This is a genomic window from Sinorhizobium sp. FG01 (genome assembly GCF_002531875.1).
Classification (GTDB): domain Bacteria; phylum Pseudomonadota; class Alphaproteobacteria; order Rhizobiales; family Rhizobiaceae; genus Sinorhizobium; species Sinorhizobium fredii_C.
In genome coordinates, this window is sequence record NZ_NWTB01000006.1 from 239,063 (window position 1) to 261,221 (window position 22,159).

Genomic DNA, 22,159 nt, shown 5'->3' on the forward strand with positions numbered 1-22,159 from the left:
TACAGGAGCGGGAAGATGGCGAAAGTAATCGTTGTTACATCGGGTAAGGGTGGCGTCGGCAAGACGACATCGACCGCCGCGCTTGGCGCGGCGCTGGCGCAGAGAAACGAGAAGACGGTCGTGGTCGATTTCGACGTCGGCCTGCGCAATCTCGACCTGGTCATGGGCGCCGAGCGACGGGTCGTCTACGACCTCGTCAACGTCATTCAGGGCGACGCCAAGCTGCCGCAGGCGCTGATCCGCGACAAGCGCCTCGATACGCTCTTCCTGCTGCCGGCCTCGCAGACCCGCGACAAGGACAGCCTGACGCCGGAGGGCGTCGAAAAGGTGATGGCCGAGCTCAAGAAGCATTTCGACTGGATCATCTGCGACAGCCCGGCCGGGATCGAGCGCGGCGCGACGCTTGCCATGCGGCACGCCGACATCGCCGTCATCGTCACCAATCCGGAAGTCTCGTCGGTGCGCGACTCCGATCGCATCATCGGCCTTCTCGATGCCAAGACCGAACGGGCCGAGCGCGGTGAGCGGGTGGAAAAGCACCTGCTGCTGACGCGCTATGACCAGGCCCGCGCCGAGCGCGGCGACATGCTGAAGGTCGACGATGTCCTCGAGATCCTGTCGATCCCGCTGGTCGGCATCGTGCCCGAAAGCACCGACGTCCTTAAGGCATCCAACCTCGGCGCGCCGGTTACGCTGGCTGACAGCCGAAGCGCTCCGGCGCTCGCCTATCTCGACGCCGCTCGCCGGATTGCCGGCGAAACGGTGCCGATGATCATTCCGGGCGAGAAGCGCGGGTTTCTTGGTAAATTGTTCGGACGGAGGGCAGCATGAGCATATTCCGTTTCTTCAGCAAACAGACCTCGGCGCCGACGGCGCGCGAGCGTCTGCAGGTCCTGCTCGCGCATGAACGCGCCTCGGTCGGGCACTCGGATCTCGTGGCGAAACTTCGCGAAGAGATCCTCGCCGTCATCGCCAAGCATGTGCAGCTGGACGGCGACAAGGTCACCGTCAAGATGGACCGCGGCGAAAACGTCTCGACGCTGGAAGTCGACATCGAAATCCCGCTGAACGCGGTGCGCGCGGCCTGAAGCGGAGGCGCGATCTTTACGAACCGTCGAAGGAGCCGCCGATCAGGCGGCTCCAATGCTCTCCGGCAAGGCCATTGACGAAGCCCTGCGCGTGGCGGAAGGCGTCGACGAGTTCCTCGTCGCGGGAATGGAAGACGGTCGAGGCCGCGTGGACGAAGCCGATGCGGCGACCCATCATCGCTTCGAGAAGCGCCGGTTGGGTGCGACCGCGCAGCGCCGCGGCGCCCCGGGCGGCGGCATGATCGATCAGGCAGTCGAGGACGGGACCTGCCTGGCCGGGCATGGCGAGCAGCTGCAGGACACGGGCGGTCCCGCCTGGCTTCATATGGTAGAAGAACGCCCCGACCGGAGCGCCGGTGCGCGTCTTGACGGCAGCGAAGTGCGGCGCGCCGAAGTCGGGCTTCTCCGTTGCGTTCCGCAGGATGTGGTTGAACTGGCCTTCGGTCCAGGCGGGCTGCACGGCAAAGTGCCCAGTCAACGGTGCGAAAAGTTCGGCAAAGGACCCGGCATCGATGTCGGCGACCTGAAACATCGCCGGAACACTGGCCTCCTTCGGAACCGCCGACCAACGCAGATCGCCGCGAGCCATTTTTCCGCGAAAGCGCTCGTCGAAGGCCCGTGCCAGGGGGCGAAGCGCGCGAACCGGCCCGAGCCGGCCGGAGAGAAGCTCGACCGCAAAGCTCGCCGGGCGAAGGACGCGGACCCAGTCGAGGCTGTATTGCGGCAGCACGATGCCGCGCAGCCGCGTCCACATCTGCGTCGAGGTTTCGCTTGCCGTCTCGCTGAAGGAGAGGTCCTGCGGCCCGGCCAGAAAGGCCTTCAAGAGCCGGGCGCCGGCCATCGGGTCGCTCTCGCGGCCCTCGACCATCAGCGCGCCGCAGATGGCGGCGCGCAGCTGCCGGTCCTTGTAGCTCATCGGCAGCGCGTTAACGCCGACGAAGCCGGAAATCCGGCCGCCGTCATTGACGTGGACGAGCGGCGCGACCTCTGGATCATACCCGGGCGCTTCCAGGTAAAGGTGGCGAAGATAGTCGACGAGCGCCGGCGGCGCAGCCTGGTCGCTGTGGCGGAAGATCCTTTGGAAGAGCCCGGCAACGGCCGGAATGTCGGCGGTCGTGAGCGGACGAATGTCGCTCATCGCGCCGGTCCCTCCTTCAACCTGCGCACGATGGCGACCCGCGCCTTGCCGTGCGCATCGTGGGCGAAGCTCACGGCTTCATAGGCCTTGGCCCGGGCGATGAGGGCTGCGGCCTGCCGGTCCTGCCCCTCGCCGAACTCGAAGAGGAGCCAGCCGCCCGGTTTCAGGAAGGCGGCGGCCTCGCGGATCAGCCGCTGGTGGATGGAAATGCCGTAGGGCCCGCCGTCGAAGGCCTCGCGCGGCTCGCTCTCGAGGAGGTGGGCGCTATCGCCGGTGAGACGCGACGTCGATATATAGGGCGGATTGCAGACGATCATGTCGACCCGGCCTTCTAGGCCGGCGCCGTCGAGCGCGGCAAAAAGGTCACCCTGGCGGATCAGCACGCGCTCTTGAAGCGACAGGCGCTCGGCATTGCGGCGCGCGAGTGCGACGGTGCTGTCGGTCAGGTCCGCCCCCCAGACCCGCGCAAGCGGAACGGCAGCGGCGATCCCGAGGGCGAGATTGCCGGAGCCGCAGCACATGTCGATGACCGTCACCGGTTCCGTCGGGCCGGCAAGCCGCGCAACGGCGTTCCGCCCGAGCAACTCCGTCTCCTCCCGAGGCACGAGCACGTCGGGGGCGAGTTCGAGTTCGATGTCCATGAAGCGGACGAGTTGAGGCGAATGGCGATCCGCCAGCTCGGCGCCGGGAAGATAGTCGCGCTTCAGCACGAACGCTCCTTCGGGATGTTTTTCGGGTCCGCGGAGACTAGCGCATTCGGGTAAACGGAAGCTGAAAATACAATTGATGGGCGTATGTTAACCCCCCAATCATCTCTGTTCTCTAGTCTGCGGCTGGGAACCGGCGGATGGATTGCGGCAAGGGACGGCCTTTGCGACGCTGAATCCAGTGCGCAAGATCGACAGGGCAGGTCGGATGTCTTCGGAAGGCTTAACGGAATCGCGTGGCTACAAGCCCTTCCTGCCGATGATCCTGTCCTATGTGGCGTCCGGCGGCAGCCTCGTCCTCGGATCCGCGGCGCAACTTGTCACCTTCGCGATCCTCGCCCGCTTTCTCGGCGTCGACGAGTTCAGCGTCTTCGTCGCCATCACCGCCGTCGCCAGCATCGCTGTCCATCTCTGCGGACTGGGCGCGATGGAATCCCTCGTGCGGCGCGTCGCGCGGGATCGCGCGATCTATCCCGAGATGCTCGGCCACAACATTCTGCTCACGGCCGCAAGCGGGCTAGTCCTCGTTCTTGCCGGCGCCGTAACGCTGCCGTTCTTCTTTGCGCTGTCGGCCGATGCGGTCACCAATTTCCTGGTGATTGCGCTGATGCTCGTTACCAACATCGTGCTCGTCCGGATCATCGTTCTCGCAGAACAGATCTTCATCGCCCATTCCGATTTCGCCTCCGCCAACAAGGTGGTGGTCGGCTTTGCCGCGGCGCGCACCGTGGCGGCGGCGCTCGCCTGCCTGGCCTTCGGCGTTTCGACGGTGGCATCCTGGGCCGTCTGGCAATTTGTCTGCCATGTTCTGGTCGCCGTCACCTGTCTCCGGGCGATCAAGGGGCTCGGTAAACCGCGCTACCGTATCGTGCGGGAGGAACTGCCGCAGGGTCTTTATTTCAGCATTCCATTCATCCTGCGTGCCCTGCGGCAGAATGCCGACCTCCTCGTCCTGAGCCTCGTCACCACCGCCGAGATCGTCTCGAGTTATAGCGTCGCACGGCGGATGCTCGAGAGCAGCTTCCTGTCAGTTGAGGCGCTGAACCGTCTCATCTATCCGGGGTCGGCGCGGATGACGACATCGGGACTGCATCACGCCTTGCAGCGGGTGCTGCGCGTCCTTGCCGCCGCATCGGTCATCGGCCTGGCAGCGGCGCTGACGGTCTTCGTGCTGGCTCCGGTCCTGCCTTACCTTTTCGGACACGACTATGTGTCGCTCGTCGGCTTCGTGCGCGGCCTCGCATGGGTCGTCATACCGCTCGCCGTCTGGTCGGTGGCCGTGGAGGCGCTCGGGGCCTCCGGCTACCACGCCGCCCGCGCCGCTGTCATGGGACTTGGAAGCATCGTTGGGGCCGGGATCGCCGCGGCGGCGAGCTGGTACTCCCCGCCTACCGGCACCTTCGTCTCCTTCTATGTCATCGAGATCGCCATGGTCGTTGCTGCATGGAGCGTTTTCCTGCGCCTCGTACGCCGCGACCGGGAGCGGGCAACTCGCGAATTTCAGGCGGGACCAGCGCATGGGAGTTGAGTTGCGGAAGATTGTGCCGCATCCGGCGAGCATCGCCGAGCCGCCGTGCCCCGGCACGCGGGCGATGACGCGCACCGATATCCCCACGATCGCGCGATTGTTCAACAGGGTCTTCCGCAACCGTGAGGGCACGGCGGGCGAGGACCTGTGCCGCTACATCGAGACGGTTTTCTTTGGAAGCCCGTTCTATGCCTCCGAACAGGGCAGCATCGTGCACGACAATGGCAGCGGTGACGTCGACAGCGCCATTCTTTCCCTGCCTATGGAATTCGATGCCAATGGTCGCCGGCTGGTGGCACGCCTTCTCTGCGCCTTCATGGTCGATGGCAAAGCCGGCGCGGCCGGCGCGGCGCGGCTTGCCCGCAGCGTGCGCGCGGCTCGCCAGGATCTGTGCTTTTCCGACAGTTCTTCTCCCGTCAGCGCCGATCACTGCGTTGCCGGCGGGGGTGTCATCCTGCCGATCCAGAGCCTCGAATGGCAGCGCTTCTTCCGGCCGCTCGCTGCGGCTGCCGTTCTGGCCGGCCGGCGCATTCCGATTCTCAGGACGCCTCTGGTCGTTGGCGCACTGCGGTTGATCGATGGCGCGATTCGCCGTTGGGGCCCGTCGTCGGTACCTCCGGCGGCGCCGGGATGCCGGGTGCAGACGGCAAATCCCGATGAATTTCTCTGTTGCGCCGCACCGATGCTCGAGCGGTTTTCGGTTCGCCCCGCCTGGTCGAAATCCGAGTTCGATTGGCTCGTCGACGTCGCCTCGATGAACAGGAATCTCGGCGCGTTTCAGTGCCGGAAAGTGCTGCGCGAAGATGGCCGCACGATCGGGGCTTTCCTGTTCTTCGGAAGGTCTAAAAGCATGGCCAGTGTGCTGAACGTGATCTGCGACGAAGGCTGCGAAGCCGATGTCACCGCGGCAATGTTCGGCAGCCTCGACGCGGAAGGCTATGCGGTTGCGACCGGCATGGCGCAGCCGTTCCTAATGAATGCGATTTCGCGCCAGCGGTGGTTGTGCTTCCGCCACCGGGGCTATTTCTGCATGGTCACCCGGCACGCCGACATCAAGGACGCGGCGCTCAGCGGTGACATCTATATCGGCGGCCTCGCGTCGGAAAGCTGGAGCCGTTTGCTGACCGATTTCTGAGGCCGCGAAAGTTACCGGCCGCATGCAAGTCTTAACCGAATATTCACTCTGCACTCCTAATTCTTAGCAGCAGATCTTACAACGCAGGGCAGTGCTCTTCGGTGGCTTCAAGGGCATGCGTGGGGAAAAACGGATGTATCGGCGGAGCGAGTCCTTAGAGCAAGGATTGCACCTGGAGGCGCGCAGTCCCTGGCGCGGGACGGGCGGCTCGCTGCTGGACCTTGTTCCGGCCGTTGACGGGGAAGCGCCGGTCGAGCCCGAGGAGCACGAGATTTCCGCCCCGGCGGCAACGCAGGATGTTTCCCCGCCGATACCGGCGGCAAGGCCCAGTCCGCCGACTGTCGGCGCTTACTTCCCGCAGCTTCCCACGCTCGGCAGCGTCGGCATAGACGACATCATCCTCTGGCTGCGCGACGGGATGAGATGGATCGTCCTTGCGCTTGTTCTTTGCGTCGCCGCTGCCTTCATCTATGCGGTTACCGCCACACCGCGCTACACCGTCTATACCGACCTTGTGGTGGACCCCTCCAACCTCAACGTCGTCAGCGATGACGTCTTTACCAGCAACCCGCAGCGCGACGCGCAGCTGCTGGAGGTCGAGAGCAAGCTCAGGATTCTCACGTCGCGAAATGTTCTGAAGCGGGTCATCGACAAGCTGCAACTGACGAACGATCCGGAGTTCGTCAAATCGTCGCCACTTGCGGTGCTGACGGCTTTGTTCTCACGGGGAGACAGCAAGGCCGACAAGGAGCTGACGGCCATTCGCGCCCTGTCGGAAAGGGTCGAGGCACGACGCGAGGAACGCTCCTTCGTGGTCGTTCTCGAGGTTTGGAGCGAGGAACCGGAAAAGGCCGTCACCCTTTCCGACGCAATAGTTGACGCCTTCGAAGCGGAACTCTTCCAATCGGCGGCCGAAAGCGCCGGCCGGGTGGCGCAGAACCTCAATGCCCGGCTCGATGAGTTGCGCCGCAACGTGACCGAGGCAGAAAAGAAGGTCGAGGATTTCCGGCGCGAGAACGGCCTGCTGTCGGCCAATGGCGAACTCGTCAGCAACCAGCTCTCGAGCGAACTCAATACTCAGGTTCTCGAGGCCCAGCAGCGCTTTATCCAGGCGGAGACGCGCTACAAGCAGATGAGTGCCGCGATCGCGCAGGGAGAGACGACCAGAGCCTCGGTCTTTGAGTCCGCTGACATGACGAACCTGCGCCAGCAATATAGTGCCGTGCAGCAGCAGATCGGTTCGATGCAGCTCACCTACGGCGAAAGGCACCCCCGTCTTGCCGCGGCACGTTCCGAGCGCGCAACGCTCGAGGCTGGCATAAACCAGGAAGCGCGCCGCATAGCCGAGCGCGCCAAAGCGGATTTCGACCGGGAACGCTCGGCGCTCGGTGCCCTGAGGACAAAGGCCGACGACGAGCAATCGAATGTCTTCACCGACAACGATGCGCAGGTCCACCTCCGCGACCTCGAGCGCGATGCGCGCACCAAGGCGGCGATCTATGAAACCCATCTGGCGCGCGCCCAGCAGATCACCGAGCGCCAGCAGATCGACACGACCAATATTCGCGTCATTTCACGCGCCATGCCGCCGAATTCGCGTAGCTGGCCGCCGCGAACCTCGATCCTGCTCATCGGCGGCGCCCTGGCCGGTCTCGCCGCAGGTGTTGCACTCGCGCTGGCGCTCGGCCTCTGGGGTTATCTACGCGGTCAGCGCCCGGCGGTCGGATAGGAAGCCGGCCAATGACAACCGCCGCCTTTGCGGAGACCAGCGCGCCGGACATTGCGAGGGCGCGCGTCGGCGCCTTCCTCTTCATGGCGATGTTTCTGTTTCTTTGGGTATCGATCACGCCCTATGTCGACCTGACGGGCGAGGCGATCCTCGACCCTTCCGCCGGCAACTCCAACCGCCTGAACCAGATCCTGGCGCTGCTGCTCTCCGCCGGTATGCTCGGCTACGGGCTGCTGCATCCGATGCGCGACATCATCCTGCAGCCGCGCCTGCTTCTCGCCATCCTCTCCTTTTGGTTCCTCCTCGTCTCGCTGATCTCCGCGCATCCGATGCTCGGCATCAAGGGCATCGTTCTCTCGACGATCATGACGGTGAATGCCAGCATCTATCTGCTGCTGCCGGCCTCGGAGCGCCACTTCGCCAAGATGCTGGGGATCGGCAGCCTGATCATGCTGGGATTCGCCTATTACGGCATTCTCTTCAAGCCGACGCTCGCCATCCACCAGGCGTCCGAACTGCGCGAGCCGATGAATGCCGGGCTCTGGCGCGGTCACTTCCCGCACAAGAACAGCGCCGCCTCCGGGATGGTGCTCGCCGCCTTCTTCGGGCTGTTCGTCGCGAGCAGCTGGTCGCGCATAACGGGCCTAGCAATCTTCGCGCTGTCGTTCCTGTTTCTCGTCAACACCGGCGGGAAAACCTCGACGGCGATGCTGCCGGCAATCCTCATGCTCGGATGGCTGTTCGAAAAGATGCGGCCGCTGCGTGCGCTGATCGTCATCGGCGGCGTAGGCCTGTTTAATCTATTCGCCGTGGGTTCGGCGGTTTTCAGGCCGCTCGGAGAGTTCATCACTGGCCTTGGCATCGACGCGACATTCACCAATCGCTCCGACATCTGGCGCTTCGCTTTCTCGGCACTCGCCGAGCGGCCGCTGACGGGTTACGGCTTCAGGGCGTTCTGGCAGACGGAGGAGCTGGTTTACAGTGGCGGCTCGGTCGAGACCTGGGCGGTGGCCGCTGCAAACGGCCACAATTCCTATCTCGACATTGCCCTGACGACCGGCTTCCCAGGGCTGCTGCTGACGCTCGTCTGGCTAATCCTGCTGCCGCTTCGCGACATTTCTCGCATTGCGCCCGAGCGCGAGAAGGCGCCGCTGACGCGGCTTTACATCCGCATCTGGCTCTACACGATCTTCCACGCCGGTCTGGAAACTCTCTTCTTCGAGGGCGGGAGCTTTGTCTGGTTCACTTTCGTCTTCGCCATCTACGGACTGCACCTGCAATCGAGCGCCGTGCTGGCGAAAGGTGCCGTCCCGGAAAAAGGAAAGCGCGTTGCTCATGCGTGATGTTCAGGAAAAGATTGGCGGCCTCGTCGACCGGCTAGCCAACCGGGCGATCTGGCGGCTCGCCGGGGCGCGGCGGGATATCAAAACGGACATACCGCTCGTCTCCTTCACCTTCGACGACGTGCCCGACAGCGCCCTTTACGAGGGAGCCCGGATTCTCGAGCGGTACGATGCGCGCGGCACCTTCTATATCGCCGGCGGGCTGGGGGGGCGGGTGGAAAAGCATCGGACGCTTATCACCCCGGAGGGATGCGCGGAGCTGCTCGCGCGCGGGCATGAGATCGGCTGCCACACCTTTGCGCATCTCAGGGTTCGCAGCGCCGGCGGCCTCGCCGCCGACCTCGACCGCAATGCGGACTATCTGAAGAGCGTCGGGGTCGCCTCGCCGGCGCGGAACTTCGCCTTTCCCTATAACGCCGCCTGGCCGCTGGCGCGCTCCGAGCTGCGCCGCCGCTATCGCTCCTGCCGCGCCGGCGGCGAGGCCATCAACCGGGAATCCGTGGATCCACTGATGCTCAAGGCCGTCGAAATCCGCCAGCCGGAGCAGCATGCCGAGACCCTGACCCGATGGATCGACGCGCTCGTCAGTGAGCCCGGATGGCTCATCTTCTTCACGCATGACATCGCGCCGCGGCCGACGCCCCATGGCTGCACGCCCGAGACCTTCGATCGTCTCGTCCGCTATTCCGTCGAAAAGGGTTGTCGCGTGCTGCCGGTCGATGAGGTGCTCGACCGGTTCAATTGGTAGGGGGCTGCGGTGCCTGAGCATGGCATAGCCGGGAAGCGCCTGCTGGCGATCAACAACTACTTTTACCGCCGCGGTGGAGCCGAGGCGGTGTTCTTCGATCATATGGCGATGTTCGACGAGCTCGGCTGGGACGTCGTACCGTTCGCCATGCGCCACGATCTCAACGAGCAAACGCCCTGGTCGGACTATTTCGTCTCCGAAATTGAATACGGCCGGAAGACGGGGCTGCTGCGCAAGGCGGTTCAAGCGGCGAGCGTCATCTATTCGCTCGAAGCCCAACGCAACATCCGCCGGCTGATCGGCCAGAGCCGCCCCGCGATCGCCCATGCCCACAATGTCTATCACCATCTGTCGCCGGCGATCTTCTCTACATTGAAATCCGCCGGCATCCCGGTGGTCATGACGGTTCACGATCTGAAGCTCGCCTGCCCCTCCTACAAGATGCTGCGGCATGGCAAAGTCTGCGAAGATTGTCGCGGCGGGAAAATCTATAACGTGCTTCGCCATCGCTGCGTCAAGGACTCAGTCCCGTTGAGCGCCGTGGTGCTGGCGGAAACGATGCTGCACCGGCTGCTCGGCCTTTATCGCGACAAGGTGGATCGGCTCGTCGTACCGAGCCGCTTTTACCTGGACAAGCTCGCCGAATGGGGCTGGCCGCGCGAAAAGATGGTCCACATAGCCAATTTCGTCGATGTGTCCACCTTTCGGACCGATTGGCAGGAGGCCGACTATTTTGTCTTCGCCGGTCGCCTGGCGCCGGAAAAGGGACTGGCGACCCTGATCAGGGCGATAGCTCTTTCGGGAGAGCGGCTGATCGTTGCCGGAACCGGGCCGGAAGAGGCGAGCCTTCGCCAGCTGGCGGCCGACCTCGGCGCAGACGTAACATTCGCCGGCTATCTTTCAGGCGAGAAGCTGCACCGGCTCATCGGCCAATCTTGCGCCCTCGTGCTTCCTTCCGAATGGTACGAGAATGCGCCGATCAGCCTTCTCGAGACCTATGCGCTGCAGCGGCCGGTCATCGGCGCGGCGATCGGTGGGATTCCGGAGATGGTCAGGGAAGGCGAGACGGGGCTGCTTGCCGCCTCCGGAAAGCCAGAGGACCTTGCACGGGCGCTCAGCGAAATGGCGGCGCTTTCGCCTCACGCACGCGCACGCATGGGCGCGGAGGGCCGATCCTGGATCTCCAGAGAATACTCGGCCGCGGCCTATCGGACGAGGACCCTCGACCTCTACGCGTCGCTCGGTGCTGCATAGGCTGAGCAAGGTCCGGCGACCGATTTCCGGCCAGTCTCGTAAAACTTTAGCGATCTTCTTACGCCCGGCGAAAGTGTTCTGCACGTAAAAGCTGCCGAAAGGGAACGTCCGGGGCAAGACAACCATGAGCAGTCAGACGGCAGTGTCGCGGGATCATGCTCCGCAGCAGACGAGGGGTTCGGCGACCCCGGTCAACACCGCTCGCGGCGGCGAGGGGCCTCTTCCCGAAAAGCTGCTCGCCGTCGACGCGCCGGCACTTGCGACGGCCGCGTTGCTCGAGGGGCCATTCTCCGGCTCAGGCACCGCACTGTCCCGGGACGAACTTGACGGTTTTCACCGGTCCATTGAGACGACGGCCGCGCGTCCGCGCGTGATGATGCTTGGCCTGCGTGGGATACCCGACGTGCAGGGCGGCGTGGAAAAGCATGTCGAGATGCTCTCCACCAGGCTGGTGGCCCTTGGCTGGGGCGTCGATGTCATCGGGCGGCGGCGATATCTCCCCAAGACCGCTTCCTATTCCTGGAGCGGAATTCGCGTCTTCCCGCTCTGGGCACCGCGATCGATGGCGCTGGAGGCGATCGTCCACACCTTTTTCGGCGTCTGTTTCGCGGCGCTGCGCCGGCCGGACGTACTGCATATTCATGCGATTGGCCCGGCATTGCTGGTTCCCCTCGCGCGGCTCCTGGGCCTGAAGGTGGTGGTCACCCATCACGGGTATGATTACGACCGGCAGAAATGGAGCAGCTTCGCCAAGCGCATGCTTAAGCTCGGGGAACGCATGGGCATGCGGCTTGCGCATGGGCGTATCGCCATTTCCAAGGAAATCGTGGAGACGATGGGGGAGCGTTACGGGCTTCCGGTGGCCCTTGTCCCGAACGGCGTCGCTATATCGCCGTGGCGCGGCGGAACGGGCATTCTCGACGAGTTCGGCCTGACGCGCCGACGTTACATTCTGCTTGCGGCACGGCTCGTTCCGGAAAAACGCCAGACCGACCTCATCCGGGCCTTCGCGACTCTCGGCGGTACCGGCGTCAAACTCGTCCTGGCGGGAAGCGCCGAGTTCGAAACGCCCTATGCGGCTAAGGTGAGGGCGATGGCTGAAGGCGTGCCCGGCGTTGTCCTGGCGGGCTTCCAGTCTGGCCACAGGCTGGCCGAACTCTTCGCCAATGCGGCTCTTTTCGTCCTCCCCTCGAGCCACGAAGGCATGCCGATCGCCCTCCTGGAGGCGTTGGCCCATGGCTTGCCGGTGCTCGCCAGCGACATCGTCGCCAACCGCGAACTTGCCCTCGCTCCCGACGATTATTTTCCGCTGGGCGATACCGACGCCCTTGCCGCCGCCCTCGCCAAAAAAATAGCAAATCCGCCGACCGACGATGCGGTCCGAACTCAGATCGCCCATGTGGAAGCGACCCATAGCTGGGCGAGCGTCGCGCAGAAAACCCTTTCGGTTTATCGGGCGCTGGCAAGATGACCTCCGCCATGCGCCGGGACGATCGCAAGAAAGCGATCATGAATTTCAGGCGCGCGGCCGCGATCCTCGCGTGGTTCCTTTTGGCGCTGATCGCCTTTTCGACGCTGTCGCCGATCGCCATGCGTCCGCATATCGGCACGTGGGTCCACCTCGAGCGGTTCGGTGCCTATGGGCTGATCGGCTTCCTCTTCGCCGCCGCCTATCCGCAGCGCATTGCCCTTGTCCTCGGCCTGGTGCTTGGAGCGGCTGTCGGCTTTGAATTGCTGCAGATGCTATCGGCCGATCGCCACGCGCGCGTGACGGATCTTGCGGTCAAGCTGGCGGGCGGAGGATGCGGCGCCGGTGCGGCCCGGTACGCCGCTCGCTGCGGACGGCAATTGCGGGATTGGCGAAGTAAACCAAAACTCAAACCATCGCAGGTAGAAAGTTCCGCTTAGTGCATTTAGACCGCATGGGTGTGGCGAGCAAAAGCACGGCGCACCCTGCCTGGGGGCCATCTTGGCAATATCCGTCATTATCAAGACCTTGAATGAAGAAAAGCGCGTCGCCGCGACGATCGAGAGCGCCTTGACAGCGCTTGAGCGCCGGGGCGGCGAAGTCATTGTCGCGGACAGCGGATCGTCTGACTCCACGATCGAGATCGCCGCCCGATATCCGACAGTCATTGCGCAGATCACACCGCCGGCGCGTCCAAGTTGCGGCATAGGCCCACAGCTCGGCTTTCAGCATTCGCGTCACGACTATATCTGCCTCATCGACGGCGACATGCTGCTGGACGCGGACTTTCTCGACGAGGCCGTCGGCTTCCTCGAAGACCACCCGGCGATCGCGGGCGTGACCGGACACGTCGAGGAGATGCACGTCTCGAACCTGGAATTTGCGCGGCGCGTCAAACGCAACGCTCCGGAAAACCGGACGGGGCCGATCGACCGGATGAATGGCGGCGGGCTCTACCGGCGTAGCGCCATCGAGGATGTCGGCTACTTGTCGGACCGAAACCTGCACGGCTATGAGGAGTTCGATCTCGGCATCCGGCTGAGAAGCGCCGGCTGGGGCCTTTACCGGCTTGATCGGCGCTTCGTCCAGCACTTCGGTCACACGGTCAACTCCTACCGGCTGCTCGTGCGCCGCTGGAAAAGCAAATATCTCTACGGTATCGGCGAGCTCCTGCGCGCTTCGCTCGGCAAACCCTATTTCCTCCAGCTTCTGCGCGAACTGCCGGAACTCAGGCTTTGGGGGCTCGTGCATCTTTGGTGGCTGTTCTGCCTTGCACTGATCGTCTTCTTGCCGGACAAGCTCGTCGCAATCGCTGCGGTGCTCGCCACGGTTGCCAGTGTCGTTGCCATGGCAAGCGTCAAGAAACGCAGCCTAAGCATGGGACTCTACACGGTCGTCGCCTGGTTCTTCCACGCGGCGGCGCTGCCCGTCGGAATGCTCAGAAGCCGCCGACAGCCGGGCGACCCGATCGAGAGCAGAATCCTCGGGAAACCGGCTTGACGATGCGTTTACTGCTCACTGCTGCGGCGATCTTCCTCGGCTGCTTCACGCCGCCGGCGAAGGCCTCCGACCAATGGGTGCCGGTGCGTGACGTTTCGCTGGAAGTCCAACAGGGCAGTCCGCTCGACTTTTCCACCTTTCTGCCCAACGGCGTGATCGACGCGGATCACCGGCTCGTCGCCGGGGAGGGCGGGCGGCTGGCGCATGCGGCATCTCCGGAAAAGCCGCTGCGGATGCTCTGCGCCTCGCTCGCCTGGAGCCCAGCCTCCGGCGGCTTTCCCGATCACGAGGGTGCGGAACGCTACGCGCGGCAGCTGGCGCTTCACGGCTACAACATCGCCCGGCTGCATTTTACCGACGCGAGCCTGATGTTCGGCCGGCAGAAGGATTTCGCCTTCGATCCGGAGACCCTCGACCGCATCCACTACCTGCTCGCGGCGCTGAAGCGAAACGGCATCCACTGGATCATCGACGGGCTTTCTTCGCCGCGCGGAGCCTATGGCGGTCATGACGACCGTTGGGAGGCAAATGGCGATCTCAAGCTGCGTCTGCACTTGGATGAGGAGGCCTTCGCCCATTGGAGGACGCTGCAGGAGACGTTCCTGGCGCGGGTCAATCCCTATACCGGCGTCGCGCCCATTCGCGACGATGCCCTGGCGCTGGTGATCCTCGCCAACGAGAACGGCATCGAGTTCGACAGCGTCGTGCATGAGCGCCCGGGCGCACCCGCTTATGACGAGGCCCTTGTCGCACCCTTCAACCGGTGGCTCGTGAAGCGCTACGCCTCGACCGACGAACTCACGCAGGCCTGGGGAGAGCTTGGCGACGACGAACGGCTGGAGACGGGCACCGTAAGGCTGCCGCCCGATCGCTACGCCGACAGCCCCCGCATCCGTGATCTGCAGGTATTCTTCACCGAACTGGAGCGGGCATCGGCCACCCGGATGAGCCAGATGCTGCGCGATCTCGGCTATAGGGGCCTGATCAGCACCTACAACAATTGGCCCACAGTCCAGACTGCGCTGAGCCGGCGCGATCTCGAAGCGGTGACCATGAACACCTATCACGACTGGGTCGGAGGCTATGCACCGGGCAGCGCCCTCCTGCAGGTGAGTTCCATTGCCGACGGCGCCAACTACTTCAGGATGATCGCAGCGGCGCGCTGGATCGGAAAGCCCTTCATCGTCAGCGAGTACGACCACCTGTTCTGGAACCGCTATCGCTACGAGGCGGGCCTCGTCATGCCGGCCTATGCGTCGCTGCAGGGCTGGGACGTGCTTTGCCGGCACGGCCATGGGCCGATCGTGCTTGCCTATGGCGAGCCCTACCCGCACAAGCGGGCGATGCTCCCCTATGCGATCGCGCTCGATCCGGTGGCGCGGGCCGGCGAAACGCTGGCGGCCCTTCTTTACCGGCGCGGCGATGTGGCGACCTCCGGCCTCACGATTCCGTTTGCGGTGCGCGGCGAGGAGGATCTTGGCGAGGATATGCAGGCGCGCGAGCCGGAGCGCCTCACCGAGCTCGCCTTGACCGGCGGCATCGGCCTCGTTCCTGCCGACAGCATCGACGACCGTGTCGGTGTCGCGCAGCCGCGGACGGAGGGAGCAGAGGAAATACTGACGGCGCTTCGCGACAACGGCTCGCTGGCTCGCGACAATCAGACCGATACGGAAGCGGGCCTCTATGAGAGCGACACCGGCCAGATCCGGTTTGATCGCCGCATTGGGCAGTTGCGGGTCTCAACGGCGGCAACCGAGGCGGCGGCATTCTCCTCGCTGCGCGAGCCGATCGATCTCGGCATTCTCCGCATCGAGCAGGCGGATGGAGACGGGCTCGTCGCCCTTGCGGCGATCGATCGCCAGCCTTCGCTCGCGCAAAGCCGCCGCATGCTGCTGATCTTTGCGACGGACGCCCAGAACAGCGGCATGATCTTCAGAGACAGCGAGGAGAAAGTCATCGAGGATTTCGGCAGCCTGCCTGTGCTGATCCGCAAGGGCAATGTCGATCTGGCGCTGGAGAGAAAGGCCAAATGGAGGATATCTCCGGTCGGCCTGGACGGCACCGTTTATCCGCCGGTGCGCAGCGGTGCGGGTCCGGTCGCCTTCCGCCTGTCGAACGATACGCCCTATGGGCCGACGACTTATTTTCTTCTGGAGCTCGAGGACGGCTGAGTTCGTCGCGCACCGAGTTAGCGATTGCATTTCCCGGCTCAACCTGATTTTGGTCCGTGATCGGAAGGCGGTCGAACCATCGGCCGTGGATGCATGGAGTGTTTCGAAGCGATGGACAGCTTGCCCGAGATCGGCGGCAAGACCTGGTGGCCGGAGCCACGCAGCCGTTTGGGTGCGACGTTCTTCGTACGTCAGGCCTTTCCCTGGCTCGGACGTTATTTCAGTGGCCAGCCGCTCGCCTCGACGCTGTCGCCTGGGATCGAGGGCGTCGTCTCCTGGGGCGGGCGTATCCCCGCAAGGACAGCGATGGCGGTCGCCCGCGCGCGGCGGCTGCCGCACTGGCACCTCGAGGACGGCTTCCTGCGTTCGGTCGGTTTGGGCAAGGACGGAGACGCACCGGTCTCGATCATTGCCGACGACCTGGCGCTGCCCGTCGACGGCGGCCGGGCTTCGCGGCTCGAGCTGCTGATTGCCGAGGCGGCGGGCGGCCGGCATGACGGGTTCGGCCGGCGCATCCGCGAGCGGATGGTTGAATACAGGCTCTCCAAATACAACAACCTGCCGCATCGCCCACCGTCGATCGAGCCGTGCAGCCGGCGGCGCATTCTCCTAGTCGACCAGGTCTTCGGCGATGTCTCGGTGGCACGCGCGCTCGGCAGCCGGCGTTCGTTCGACCGCATGCTAGACGACGCGCTGACGGGCGGCGCGCAATGCGTCGTCAGGACCCATCCGGACGTGATGGCGGGCTATCGCAAGGGCTACATCACGGAACGCGCATCCAGGACTCCCGGCGTCATCCTGCTCGGCGACAAGGTGTCGGTCGCCTCGATCCTCGATGTCGTCGACGAGGTCTGGACCGTTTCCAGCCAGGTCGGCTTTGATGCGCTGTTGAGGGGGTTGCCGGTGCGCTGCTACGCAGTGCCCTTTTACGGCGGATGGGGGTTGACGCAGGATCGGGTGAGCCCCGCGGCCGAATTCGCCTTGGCCCGCCGTGCACTGGCGAGGCCAACGGTCGACCAAATCACCGCTGCCGCCCTCGGGCTCTATCCAAGCTATCGCAACCCGGCAGATTGGCGGCCCATGGATGTTTTTGCCGCAATGGACCTCCTACAGCGCCGCGTGTCATTAGACGTGCAAAGGTCGCTCTAAGGCCTAATCGGTGCACTCAACCTCCGGTGCCTCCGACAGGCGTGAACCGTCGGGCAGTATCCGTTTTGAGCAAGCTTGTTTCGATTTAATCCGCCGCTGCTGCGTTCTTAACCATTCCGCAATCATGGAATGCAACTAATTATTGTGGGTAAGGCACCGAGAGCACTCTCGCGCTGCGAGACACTTTTCACGCGTGCCGCAAAAATTTACGGCAACAGGATCGTTGATTTCTGCATTTTTTGCGAGGGGTTCCCCTGAGGGGCAGGCATATAGGGGCAGACATATGAAACTCAACATTGCACGCGGAATGATTGTGTTCGGCGGAATCATTGCGGCCGGACTGTTGGTCTCGATCGGCATCAAGACATACGCCTTCGACAAGCTCAGGGTGAACGGGCCGGTCTATGACCAGATCGTCTACGGCAAGGATCTGGTTGCCGACATCCTTCCGCCGCCGCTCTACACGGTGGAATCCTACATGCTCGCAATGGAGGCGATCTCCAGCCCGGAGCTTGCCGCCAAAAACCAGGAAAAGCTTGCCGCGCTGAAGCGCGCCTATGACGAGCGGCGGGTCTATTGGAAGTCTTCATCAGCGCCGAAGGCGCTGATGAAGAAGCTGGAAGACGAGGTACTCGCCAGGGCCGACCTCTTCTGGCAGGTGATGGGCAAGCGGTTCCTGCCGGCGCTGCAGGCAAACGACCTTGCCGGCGCGGGTCAGGCACTGAGCGCCTTGAAGGACAGCTTCCACCACCACGAAGTTGCCGTGAACGAACTGGTGCAGATAGCTGTCGCCTTCCAGGCGGGCGAGGAAGCAGTTGCAGCCGTGGATACGCACCGCCTGTCCTTGGCGGCAACGGCAAGTTCGGCGATCTCGGTCCTGCTGCTTGCCGCCGGCCTCTGGTATTTCCGTCGCCGTGCGGTCCAGCCGCTGGCGGCGATGTCGTCCTATATGGAGACGCTCGCCGGCGGCGATTACAGCCGGGCGGTGCCGTTTTCGGATCGCGCGGACGAGATCGGCGCGGTAGCGAAATCGGTCGCCGTGTTCCGCGAGGCGGCGATCGAGCGCCGCAGCATAAGAGAGCGTGCCGAAGAGGAACGCCGCCGCCGGGACGAGCAAGAGACGGCGCTCCGCGAGCAACGGGCGGCGGAGGAAAAGGACAGGCTCACCGTCATCGATCAGCTCAGCGGGGGACTGGGTCGCCTGTCGTCCGGCGATCTCACGGCGCAGATCGACGCCGGCTTCGCCCCGGAGTTCGACCGGCTCCGCAGCGAATTCAACGGCAGCGTCGCGCAGCTTGCCGAAGCGATTTCCGGCGTGCTCCAGGCGACCGGGCGGCTGCGCTCCGGTTCGTCGGAGATCGCCAGTGCCACCGACGATCTGGCAAAGCGCACCGAGCATCAGGCTGCGTCGCTGGAGCAGACCGCCGCCGCCTGTGACGAGATCACCGCCACGGTGCGGACCTCGCTGGAACGCGCAAGGGAAGCAAGCCAGGTGATGCGAACGGCAAAGGACGGCGCGGAACGCTCTGCGGCCGTCGTCCGCGATGCGGTCGCCGCCATGGAACGGATCGCCGGCTCCTCGTCGCGCATCCGGCAGATCCTCAATGTCATCGACGAGATCGCCTTCCAGACAAACCTGCTGGCCTTGAATGCTGGCGTCGAGGCGGCCCGCGCCGGCGAAGCCGGCAAGGGATTTGCGGTCGTCGCGCAGGAGGTGCGGGAACTTGCCAGCCGCTCGGCCGCCGCCGCCAGGGAAATCAAGCAGCTGATCGAAACTTCGGCCCGCGAGGTTGCCGACGGTGTCGAACTCGTCAACCAGACCGGTTCGGCACTGACGGGCATCGAAGGACATATGCAGCAGGTAAGCGGCCTGATCGGCGCGATCGTCACCGCGGCCGACGAGCAGTCCTCCGCCCTCGACGGCATCAATGCCGCTCTGCAGCAGATGGACCAGGTCACGCAGCAAAACGCAGCCATGGTCGAAGAGACGAATGCCGCCTGCCGCACCCTCAGCGAGGAGGTGCTTGATCTCGACCGGATTGCCGGACGGTTTCAGGTGAAGGCCAATGCCGGGCCGCTGCGCCGCGTTGCCTGATCGCGTTGGGGCTGCGCGCCGGGAAGATCGTTACCGTTGAAACAGTCGGCGCGAACGTTCGAAGCTTAAAAAAGGAAGAGAGGCTTCGCAAACTGGCCGCCGGAGGCGGCACGTGCCAGCGGCAAGCCAAGCCGCTGGCACGATACCCAGGGCATCATGCCCAAGGCTGCCCTGCACCCACGAGAAGGAGTGTAAGCGGACCGGCCGGCGCTAGGCTACCGTTTCCAGGTGATATCCATATCCGCATTGCGAAGAGGGTATACGCTTCACGCAAAATAGCGCGGCGCGGCTGCCGACTGCACGAGGCGCATAGTCGGCAATCAACAACAGGATGTAATCTTTCGTTATATATGTTATTTCGTGCAAATAACTGCACCGAGACAAATGCTGGGCGAGAACATGTCCAGACTGTGTCAGTATTGTGGCCTCAAGACCTGTAGCGATTACTAGCATTTTTTCCGCCGGCGCCAGGAACAGTTGCACTATTCCAGGAAGTCGAGGCGTTACGACGAGGCCCGCATGGCCGTTAACTGTAGGTGATCGTGTTGCCGTTTCGCGGTCGGATGAAGAAATGCTGGTCGTATTCGTAAGAGCCGCCGCCCGTGAAACTCTCGAAAAGGCCGGAGAAGATCGTATCTAGCTTATATTGGACCCGAGTCACCACCAGTTGCACGTCCGCGATTCGCAAATCCTCTGGCACCTCGACGGGCGAGTCCTGCCCTGAAGAGAGGGCTGTCGTGCCGTAGGCGGCAGACCAGTTCACGGTCGCCTTGCCGTTGCTGTCGATGTCGAGAACGCAAAGGAGGACCGTAAGTTCGTCGGTTTCGTAGGGTTGCACGATGGTGCTGACGCCGTCGAGGATCGATTCGACGCTCGCCTCCGTCCAACTGCTTTGCATGGCAATGATCTCGCTGCTCGTCGAAGTGATCTGATTGATCTTCCTTCGAACCGTCAGGCCTTGGCCGAGATCGACCAGCCCGGCGAGCAGCAGCAGCAGGATCGGAAAGAGGAAGGCGAACTCGATCGCGGAAGCTCCCTCGCGGTTCCGCAGGCAATGCCGCAGAAGGGCGACTGTTCTCTTGGCAATCGGTGTCATGCGGGCATCCTCAGAACGGTTCGTTGCGGAGCAGGACGGCGGCGCCCATCAGATAGCTGCCGTCCGCGAGCGTGGAGCTCGAAAGCGAATAGAGACTGACGAGCGGCTTCCACGGAAGGAAAGCCTGGACCATCACGTAGTCGCTGCCCTTGCCGATTTCGAAGCCTTCGGTGATCGCGACGGCGCCGCTGCTGTTGATCGCCTTCATCGCGCCGGAAGAGGAGGTGTCGGTGAGCGTGTCGACGGCGACCAGCAGCTTGCCTTCGCAGTCGAGCACATAGAGCAGGTTGCCGCAGACCTCCGTCTTGAAGCCGGTGAGCGTCATGTTCTCTGCAGTCGCCTGACCGGTCTTGATCAAGCGAGCGGCCTTGTGAACCGCCGCATCGAGGGCCGTGTCGATGAAGAACATCGCCGCACATTCGAGAATCCCGAAAATGATGGTGAACAGCGGCAGCGCGAGCAGCGCGAATTCGATGGCGGCGACACCCGACCTGTCGCGCAGCAGCCGGCGCAGAAGCGTCATCTTCGAACGGCTTGTCATTGGGTCAGCCGTACCGAGGTCAGATATTGGTTGAAAAGGGTCGAAAGGCCGGCGGTGATCTCGTCTTCCGAGGCGGCGGAGATGAAGAGGTCGGACGAGGAGGCGCAGTCCTGCAGCGCGATCGGGATATAGTCGTGTCTGGTGGTGCTGCTGCTCACGCCGCTATGCAGCGTGCCGCCCCATGTTGACGTCCAATCACTATTGCCCATCGATTTGGCGAGAGTTGCGTTGTAGCCCCAGTCTGCCGGGATCGCGAGATATTCCGTGTAGAGAACGGCCATGGTTGCGTCGTTGTCTTTGAGGTAGTCGCACCAGTCCGGGTTCAGCGGCGTAACTCGGCCCCAATATTTCCCGCTCCATTTGATAACCCAATCGCGATTCGACTGAACGCCATCGGTAAGCAAAAGAACGAGCTTTAGTGGCGAAGCCGCCGACGTGCCATCTCCGGCTGTACCGACCTTTTTCTTCAACGCTTTGAGGGCGGTCTGGAAATAGGTGGCGTTCATAGAGGTCGCGCTCGTCAGCCCGCTGCTATCGTCGGACAGCTTCTTCCGCGCCGTGCTGGTCGAATAGGTCGGCTCGAGAACCTCGGCAATTGTTTCGCCGAGACTGTAGAGCCCGACCTTGATCCTCGCATGGTCCTCGTCCGCCGCGTCGACCATGTCGAGCACCTCTTCGACGGCGTCGAGCGCCACGTCTGTTCGGAGCTTTACACCGAGGCTCTTAATGTAGTTGTAGTAGGTCGATGCGATGACGGAGCCGTTCTTCTTTACCGGATCCTTCGTGTCGTGGCAGGCGAACTCGCAGCTGATATTCTTGTCGGCCCGCAGCATTGCCTGGTCTTCGCTCGTCGCCGCAAGCAGCATCGACGGCGACTTGTCGATGACAATGTAGACTTCGAGGTGAGATGTGGCCGGCCCCTCGATGGCGCTGACGACGCCGACGGGAACGGTCTTGATGTCCGCCAGCGTCATCACCGTCGTCGGCACCGTCCCACTCGCCGAAGCGGTTATCGTGTGACCGGTTTTGTCGACCTTGATGTCCGTCAGGTCATAGGTGGCGTTCTGCTTCTCGGACTGGGCGTCGAACCATTCCTTGATCTTGTCGACGATCGCGTCCTCGTCGTAGTCGTCGATCTCCTTGATGGCGGCCACCAGCGCCGCGTCGAGGTCGGATTGCATTCTGCTCTGAATGTTGTAGGCGCGCGTATAGTCGAGCCCGGCGCCGACGGCGAGAAGCATGGGAACCATGCAGATTGCGACCGTCAGCGCGACATTGCCGCCCTTGTCGCGGATAATGTTTGCCATTCGGCCGGTGATCAGCTGACGGAATAAGCCGAAATCGAAACGCATGTTAAATGACCAGCTCCGTTACCACGCGGGCCGATCGTGCTTTCGAAATATTATTCGTGAGTAAATTAGCGCCGTCTGCGGCTGGCCAATTGGCGCGCGCCTATCCGGATTGCGCAG

Annotated in this window: 19 protein-coding genes; 14 read left to right on the plus strand and 5 right to left on the minus strand. The window is 63.5% G+C overall.

Going from position 1 to position 22,159, the window contains the following annotated elements:
- Positions 1–15: 15 nt before the first annotated feature.
- Positions 16–831, plus strand: a complete 816-nt coding sequence (minD, locus tag CO656_RS11440) for a septum site-determining protein MinD (RefSeq protein WP_037419204.1) — start codon at positions 16–18, stop codon at positions 829–831.
- Positions 828–1,088 carry a cell division topological specificity factor MinE gene (gene minE, locus CO656_RS11445; RefSeq protein ID WP_037419207.1) on the plus strand — a complete coding sequence of 87 codons (261 nt, stop codon included), beginning with the start codon at positions 828–830 and terminating at the stop codon, positions 1,086–1,088. Before minD ends, minE begins: the two co-directional genes overlap by 4 nt.
- A 16-nt stretch (positions 1,089–1,104) precedes the next feature.
- Here the strand turns inward: minE and CO656_RS11450 are convergent, their stop codons facing one another.
- Entirely contained in the window at positions 1,105–2,226 is a 1,122-nt protein-coding gene (locus tag CO656_RS11450; protein WP_097525841.1) for a hypothetical protein, read from the minus strand.
- Positions 2,223–2,867, minus strand: coding sequence for a class I SAM-dependent methyltransferase (locus tag CO656_RS11455; RefSeq protein WP_234819757.1), 645 nt, complete (start codon positions 2,865–2,867; stop codon positions 2,223–2,225). Before CO656_RS11455 ends, CO656_RS11450 begins: the two co-directional genes overlap by 4 nt.
- Before the next feature lie 274 nt (positions 2,868–3,141).
- On the opposite strand from CO656_RS11455, the gene CO656_RS11460 reads away from it, so the two are divergent.
- The 12 genes from CO656_RS11460 (at position 3,142) to CO656_RS11515 (ending at position 19,053) form a co-directional block, all read left to right on the plus strand.
- Positions 3,142–4,461 (plus strand): lipopolysaccharide biosynthesis protein, encoded by a 1,320-nt coding sequence (locus tag CO656_RS11460; RefSeq protein WP_037419222.1) that lies wholly within the window; start codon positions 3,142–3,144, stop codon positions 4,459–4,461.
- A gap of 64 nt (positions 4,462–4,525) precedes the next feature.
- Complete coding sequence (locus CO656_RS11465) at positions 4,526–5,596, plus strand: GNAT family N-acetyltransferase (protein WP_234819758.1); 1,071 nt, start codon at positions 4,526–4,528, stop codon at positions 5,594–5,596.
- 133 nt (positions 5,597–5,729) lie between these two features.
- Positions 5,730–7,325 (plus strand): GumC family protein, encoded by a 1,596-nt coding sequence (locus CO656_RS11470; RefSeq protein ID WP_097525844.1) that lies wholly within the window; start codon positions 5,730–5,732, stop codon positions 7,323–7,325.
- Positions 7,326–7,336: 11 nt separating this feature from the next.
- Positions 7,337–8,668: an O-antigen ligase gene (locus CO656_RS11475; RefSeq protein ID WP_097525845.1), complete on the plus strand. Its 1,332-nt coding sequence runs from the start codon at positions 7,337–7,339 to the stop codon at positions 8,666–8,668.
- Positions 8,661–9,416 carry a polysaccharide deacetylase family protein gene (locus CO656_RS11480; protein ID WP_037419239.1) on the plus strand — a complete coding sequence of 252 codons (756 nt, stop codon included), beginning with the start codon at positions 8,661–8,663 and terminating at the stop codon, positions 9,414–9,416. The genes CO656_RS11475 and CO656_RS11480 overlap by 8 nt, the downstream gene beginning before the upstream one ends.
- A 24-nt stretch (positions 9,417–9,440) precedes the next feature.
- On the plus strand, positions 9,441–10,670 hold the full coding sequence (locus tag CO656_RS11485; RefSeq protein WP_037419485.1) for a glycosyltransferase family 4 protein: 1,230 nt from the start codon (positions 9,441–9,443) through the stop codon (positions 10,668–10,670).
- 124 nt (positions 10,671–10,794) lie between these two features.
- Entirely contained in the window at positions 10,795–12,141 is a 1,347-nt protein-coding gene (locus CO656_RS11490) for a glycosyltransferase family 4 protein (protein WP_097525846.1), read from the plus strand.
- Positions 12,142–12,179: 38 nt separating this feature from the next.
- Entirely contained in the window at positions 12,180–12,578 is a 399-nt protein-coding gene (locus tag CO656_RS11495) for a membrane protein (RefSeq protein WP_037419491.1), read from the plus strand.
- Between the two features lie 61 nt (positions 12,579–12,639).
- Positions 12,640–13,638 carry a glycosyltransferase gene (locus CO656_RS11500; protein WP_037419241.1) on the plus strand — a complete coding sequence of 333 codons (999 nt, stop codon included), beginning with the start codon at positions 12,640–12,642 and terminating at the stop codon, positions 13,636–13,638.
- 2 nt (positions 13,639–13,640) lie between these two features.
- Positions 13,641–15,809, plus strand: coding sequence for a glycoside hydrolase (locus CO656_RS11505; RefSeq protein ID WP_097525847.1), 2,169 nt, complete (start codon positions 13,641–13,643; stop codon positions 15,807–15,809).
- 111 nt (positions 15,810–15,920) lie between these two features.
- On the plus strand, positions 15,921–16,958 hold the full coding sequence (locus tag CO656_RS11510; protein ID WP_097525976.1) for a capsular biosynthesis protein: 1,038 nt from the start codon (positions 15,921–15,923) through the stop codon (positions 16,956–16,958).
- Between the two features lie 283 nt (positions 16,959–17,241).
- Positions 17,242–19,053: a HAMP domain-containing methyl-accepting chemotaxis protein gene (locus CO656_RS11515; protein ID WP_097525848.1), complete on the plus strand. Its 1,812-nt coding sequence runs from the start codon at positions 17,242–17,244 to the stop codon at positions 19,051–19,053.
- Positions 19,054–19,579: 526 nt separating this feature from the next.
- Here CO656_RS11515 and CO656_RS11520 read toward each other — a convergent pair.
- Genes CO656_RS11520 through CO656_RS11530 form a run of 3 tightly spaced genes read right to left on the minus strand, consistent with a single transcriptional unit; the run spans position 19,580 to position 22,042 of the window.
- Complete coding sequence (locus CO656_RS11520) at positions 19,580–20,149, minus strand: TadE/TadG family type IV pilus assembly protein (RefSeq protein ID WP_097525849.1); 570 nt, start codon at positions 20,147–20,149, stop codon at positions 19,580–19,582.
- A 10-nt stretch (positions 20,150–20,159) separates the two neighbouring features.
- Positions 20,160–20,690 carry a TadE family protein gene (locus CO656_RS11525; protein ID WP_097525850.1) on the minus strand — a complete coding sequence of 177 codons (531 nt, stop codon included), beginning with the start codon at positions 20,688–20,690 and terminating at the stop codon, positions 20,160–20,162.
- Positions 20,687–22,042 (minus strand): TadE/TadG family type IV pilus assembly protein, encoded by a 1,356-nt coding sequence (locus CO656_RS11530; RefSeq protein WP_097525851.1) that lies wholly within the window; start codon positions 22,040–22,042, stop codon positions 20,687–20,689. The genes CO656_RS11525 and CO656_RS11530 overlap by 4 nt, the downstream gene beginning before the upstream one ends.
- Between the last annotated feature and the right edge of the window lie 117 nt (positions 22,043–22,159).

What these genes read in the sequence shown, in the direction of transcription:
- minD (WP_037419204.1), top strand. Translation starts at nt 16, where the DNA reads ATGGCGAAAGTAATCGTTGTTACATCGGGTAAGGGTGGCGTCGGCAAG.
- minE (WP_037419207.1), top strand. Translation starts at nt 828, where the DNA reads ATGAGCATATTCCGTTTCTTCAGCAAACAGACCTCGGCGCCGACGGCG.
- CO656_RS11450 (WP_097525841.1), bottom strand. Translation starts at nt 2,226, where the DNA reads ATGAGCGACATTCGTCCGCTCACGACCGCCGACATTCCGGCCGTTGCC.
- CO656_RS11455 (WP_234819757.1), bottom strand. Translation starts at nt 2,867, where the DNA reads ATGGACATCGAACTCGAACTCGCCCCCGACGTGCTCGTGCCTCGGGAG.
- CO656_RS11460 (WP_037419222.1), top strand. Translation starts at nt 3,142, where the DNA reads ATGTCTTCGGAAGGCTTAACGGAATCGCGTGGCTACAAGCCCTTCCTG.
- CO656_RS11465 (WP_234819758.1), top strand. Translation starts at nt 4,526, where the DNA reads ATGACGCGCACCGATATCCCCACGATCGCGCGATTGTTCAACAGGGTC.
- CO656_RS11470 (WP_097525844.1), top strand. Translation starts at nt 5,730, where the DNA reads ATGTATCGGCGGAGCGAGTCCTTAGAGCAAGGATTGCACCTGGAGGCG.
- CO656_RS11475 (WP_097525845.1), top strand. Translation starts at nt 7,337, where the DNA reads ATGACAACCGCCGCCTTTGCGGAGACCAGCGCGCCGGACATTGCGAGG.
- CO656_RS11480 (WP_037419239.1), top strand. Translation starts at nt 8,661, where the DNA reads ATGCGTGATGTTCAGGAAAAGATTGGCGGCCTCGTCGACCGGCTAGCC.
- CO656_RS11490 (WP_097525846.1), top strand. Translation starts at nt 10,795, where the DNA reads ATGAGCAGTCAGACGGCAGTGTCGCGGGATCATGCTCCGCAGCAGACG.
- CO656_RS11495 (WP_037419491.1), top strand. Translation starts at nt 12,180, where the DNA reads ATGAATTTCAGGCGCGCGGCCGCGATCCTCGCGTGGTTCCTTTTGGCG.
- CO656_RS11505 (WP_097525847.1), top strand. Translation starts at nt 13,641, where the DNA reads ATGCGTTTACTGCTCACTGCTGCGGCGATCTTCCTCGGCTGCTTCACG.
- CO656_RS11510 (WP_097525976.1), top strand. Translation starts at nt 15,921, where the DNA reads ATGGACAGCTTGCCCGAGATCGGCGGCAAGACCTGGTGGCCGGAGCCA.
- CO656_RS11515 (WP_097525848.1), top strand. Translation starts at nt 17,242, where the DNA reads ATGAAACTCAACATTGCACGCGGAATGATTGTGTTCGGCGGAATCATT.
- CO656_RS11520 (WP_097525849.1), bottom strand. Translation starts at nt 20,149, where the DNA reads ATGACACCGATTGCCAAGAGAACAGTCGCCCTTCTGCGGCATTGCCTG.
- CO656_RS11525 (WP_097525850.1), bottom strand. Translation starts at nt 20,690, where the DNA reads ATGACAAGCCGTTCGAAGATGACGCTTCTGCGCCGGCTGCTGCGCGAC.
- CO656_RS11530 (WP_097525851.1), bottom strand. Translation starts at nt 22,042, where the DNA reads ATGCGTTTCGATTTCGGCTTATTCCGTCAGCTGATCACCGGCCGAATG.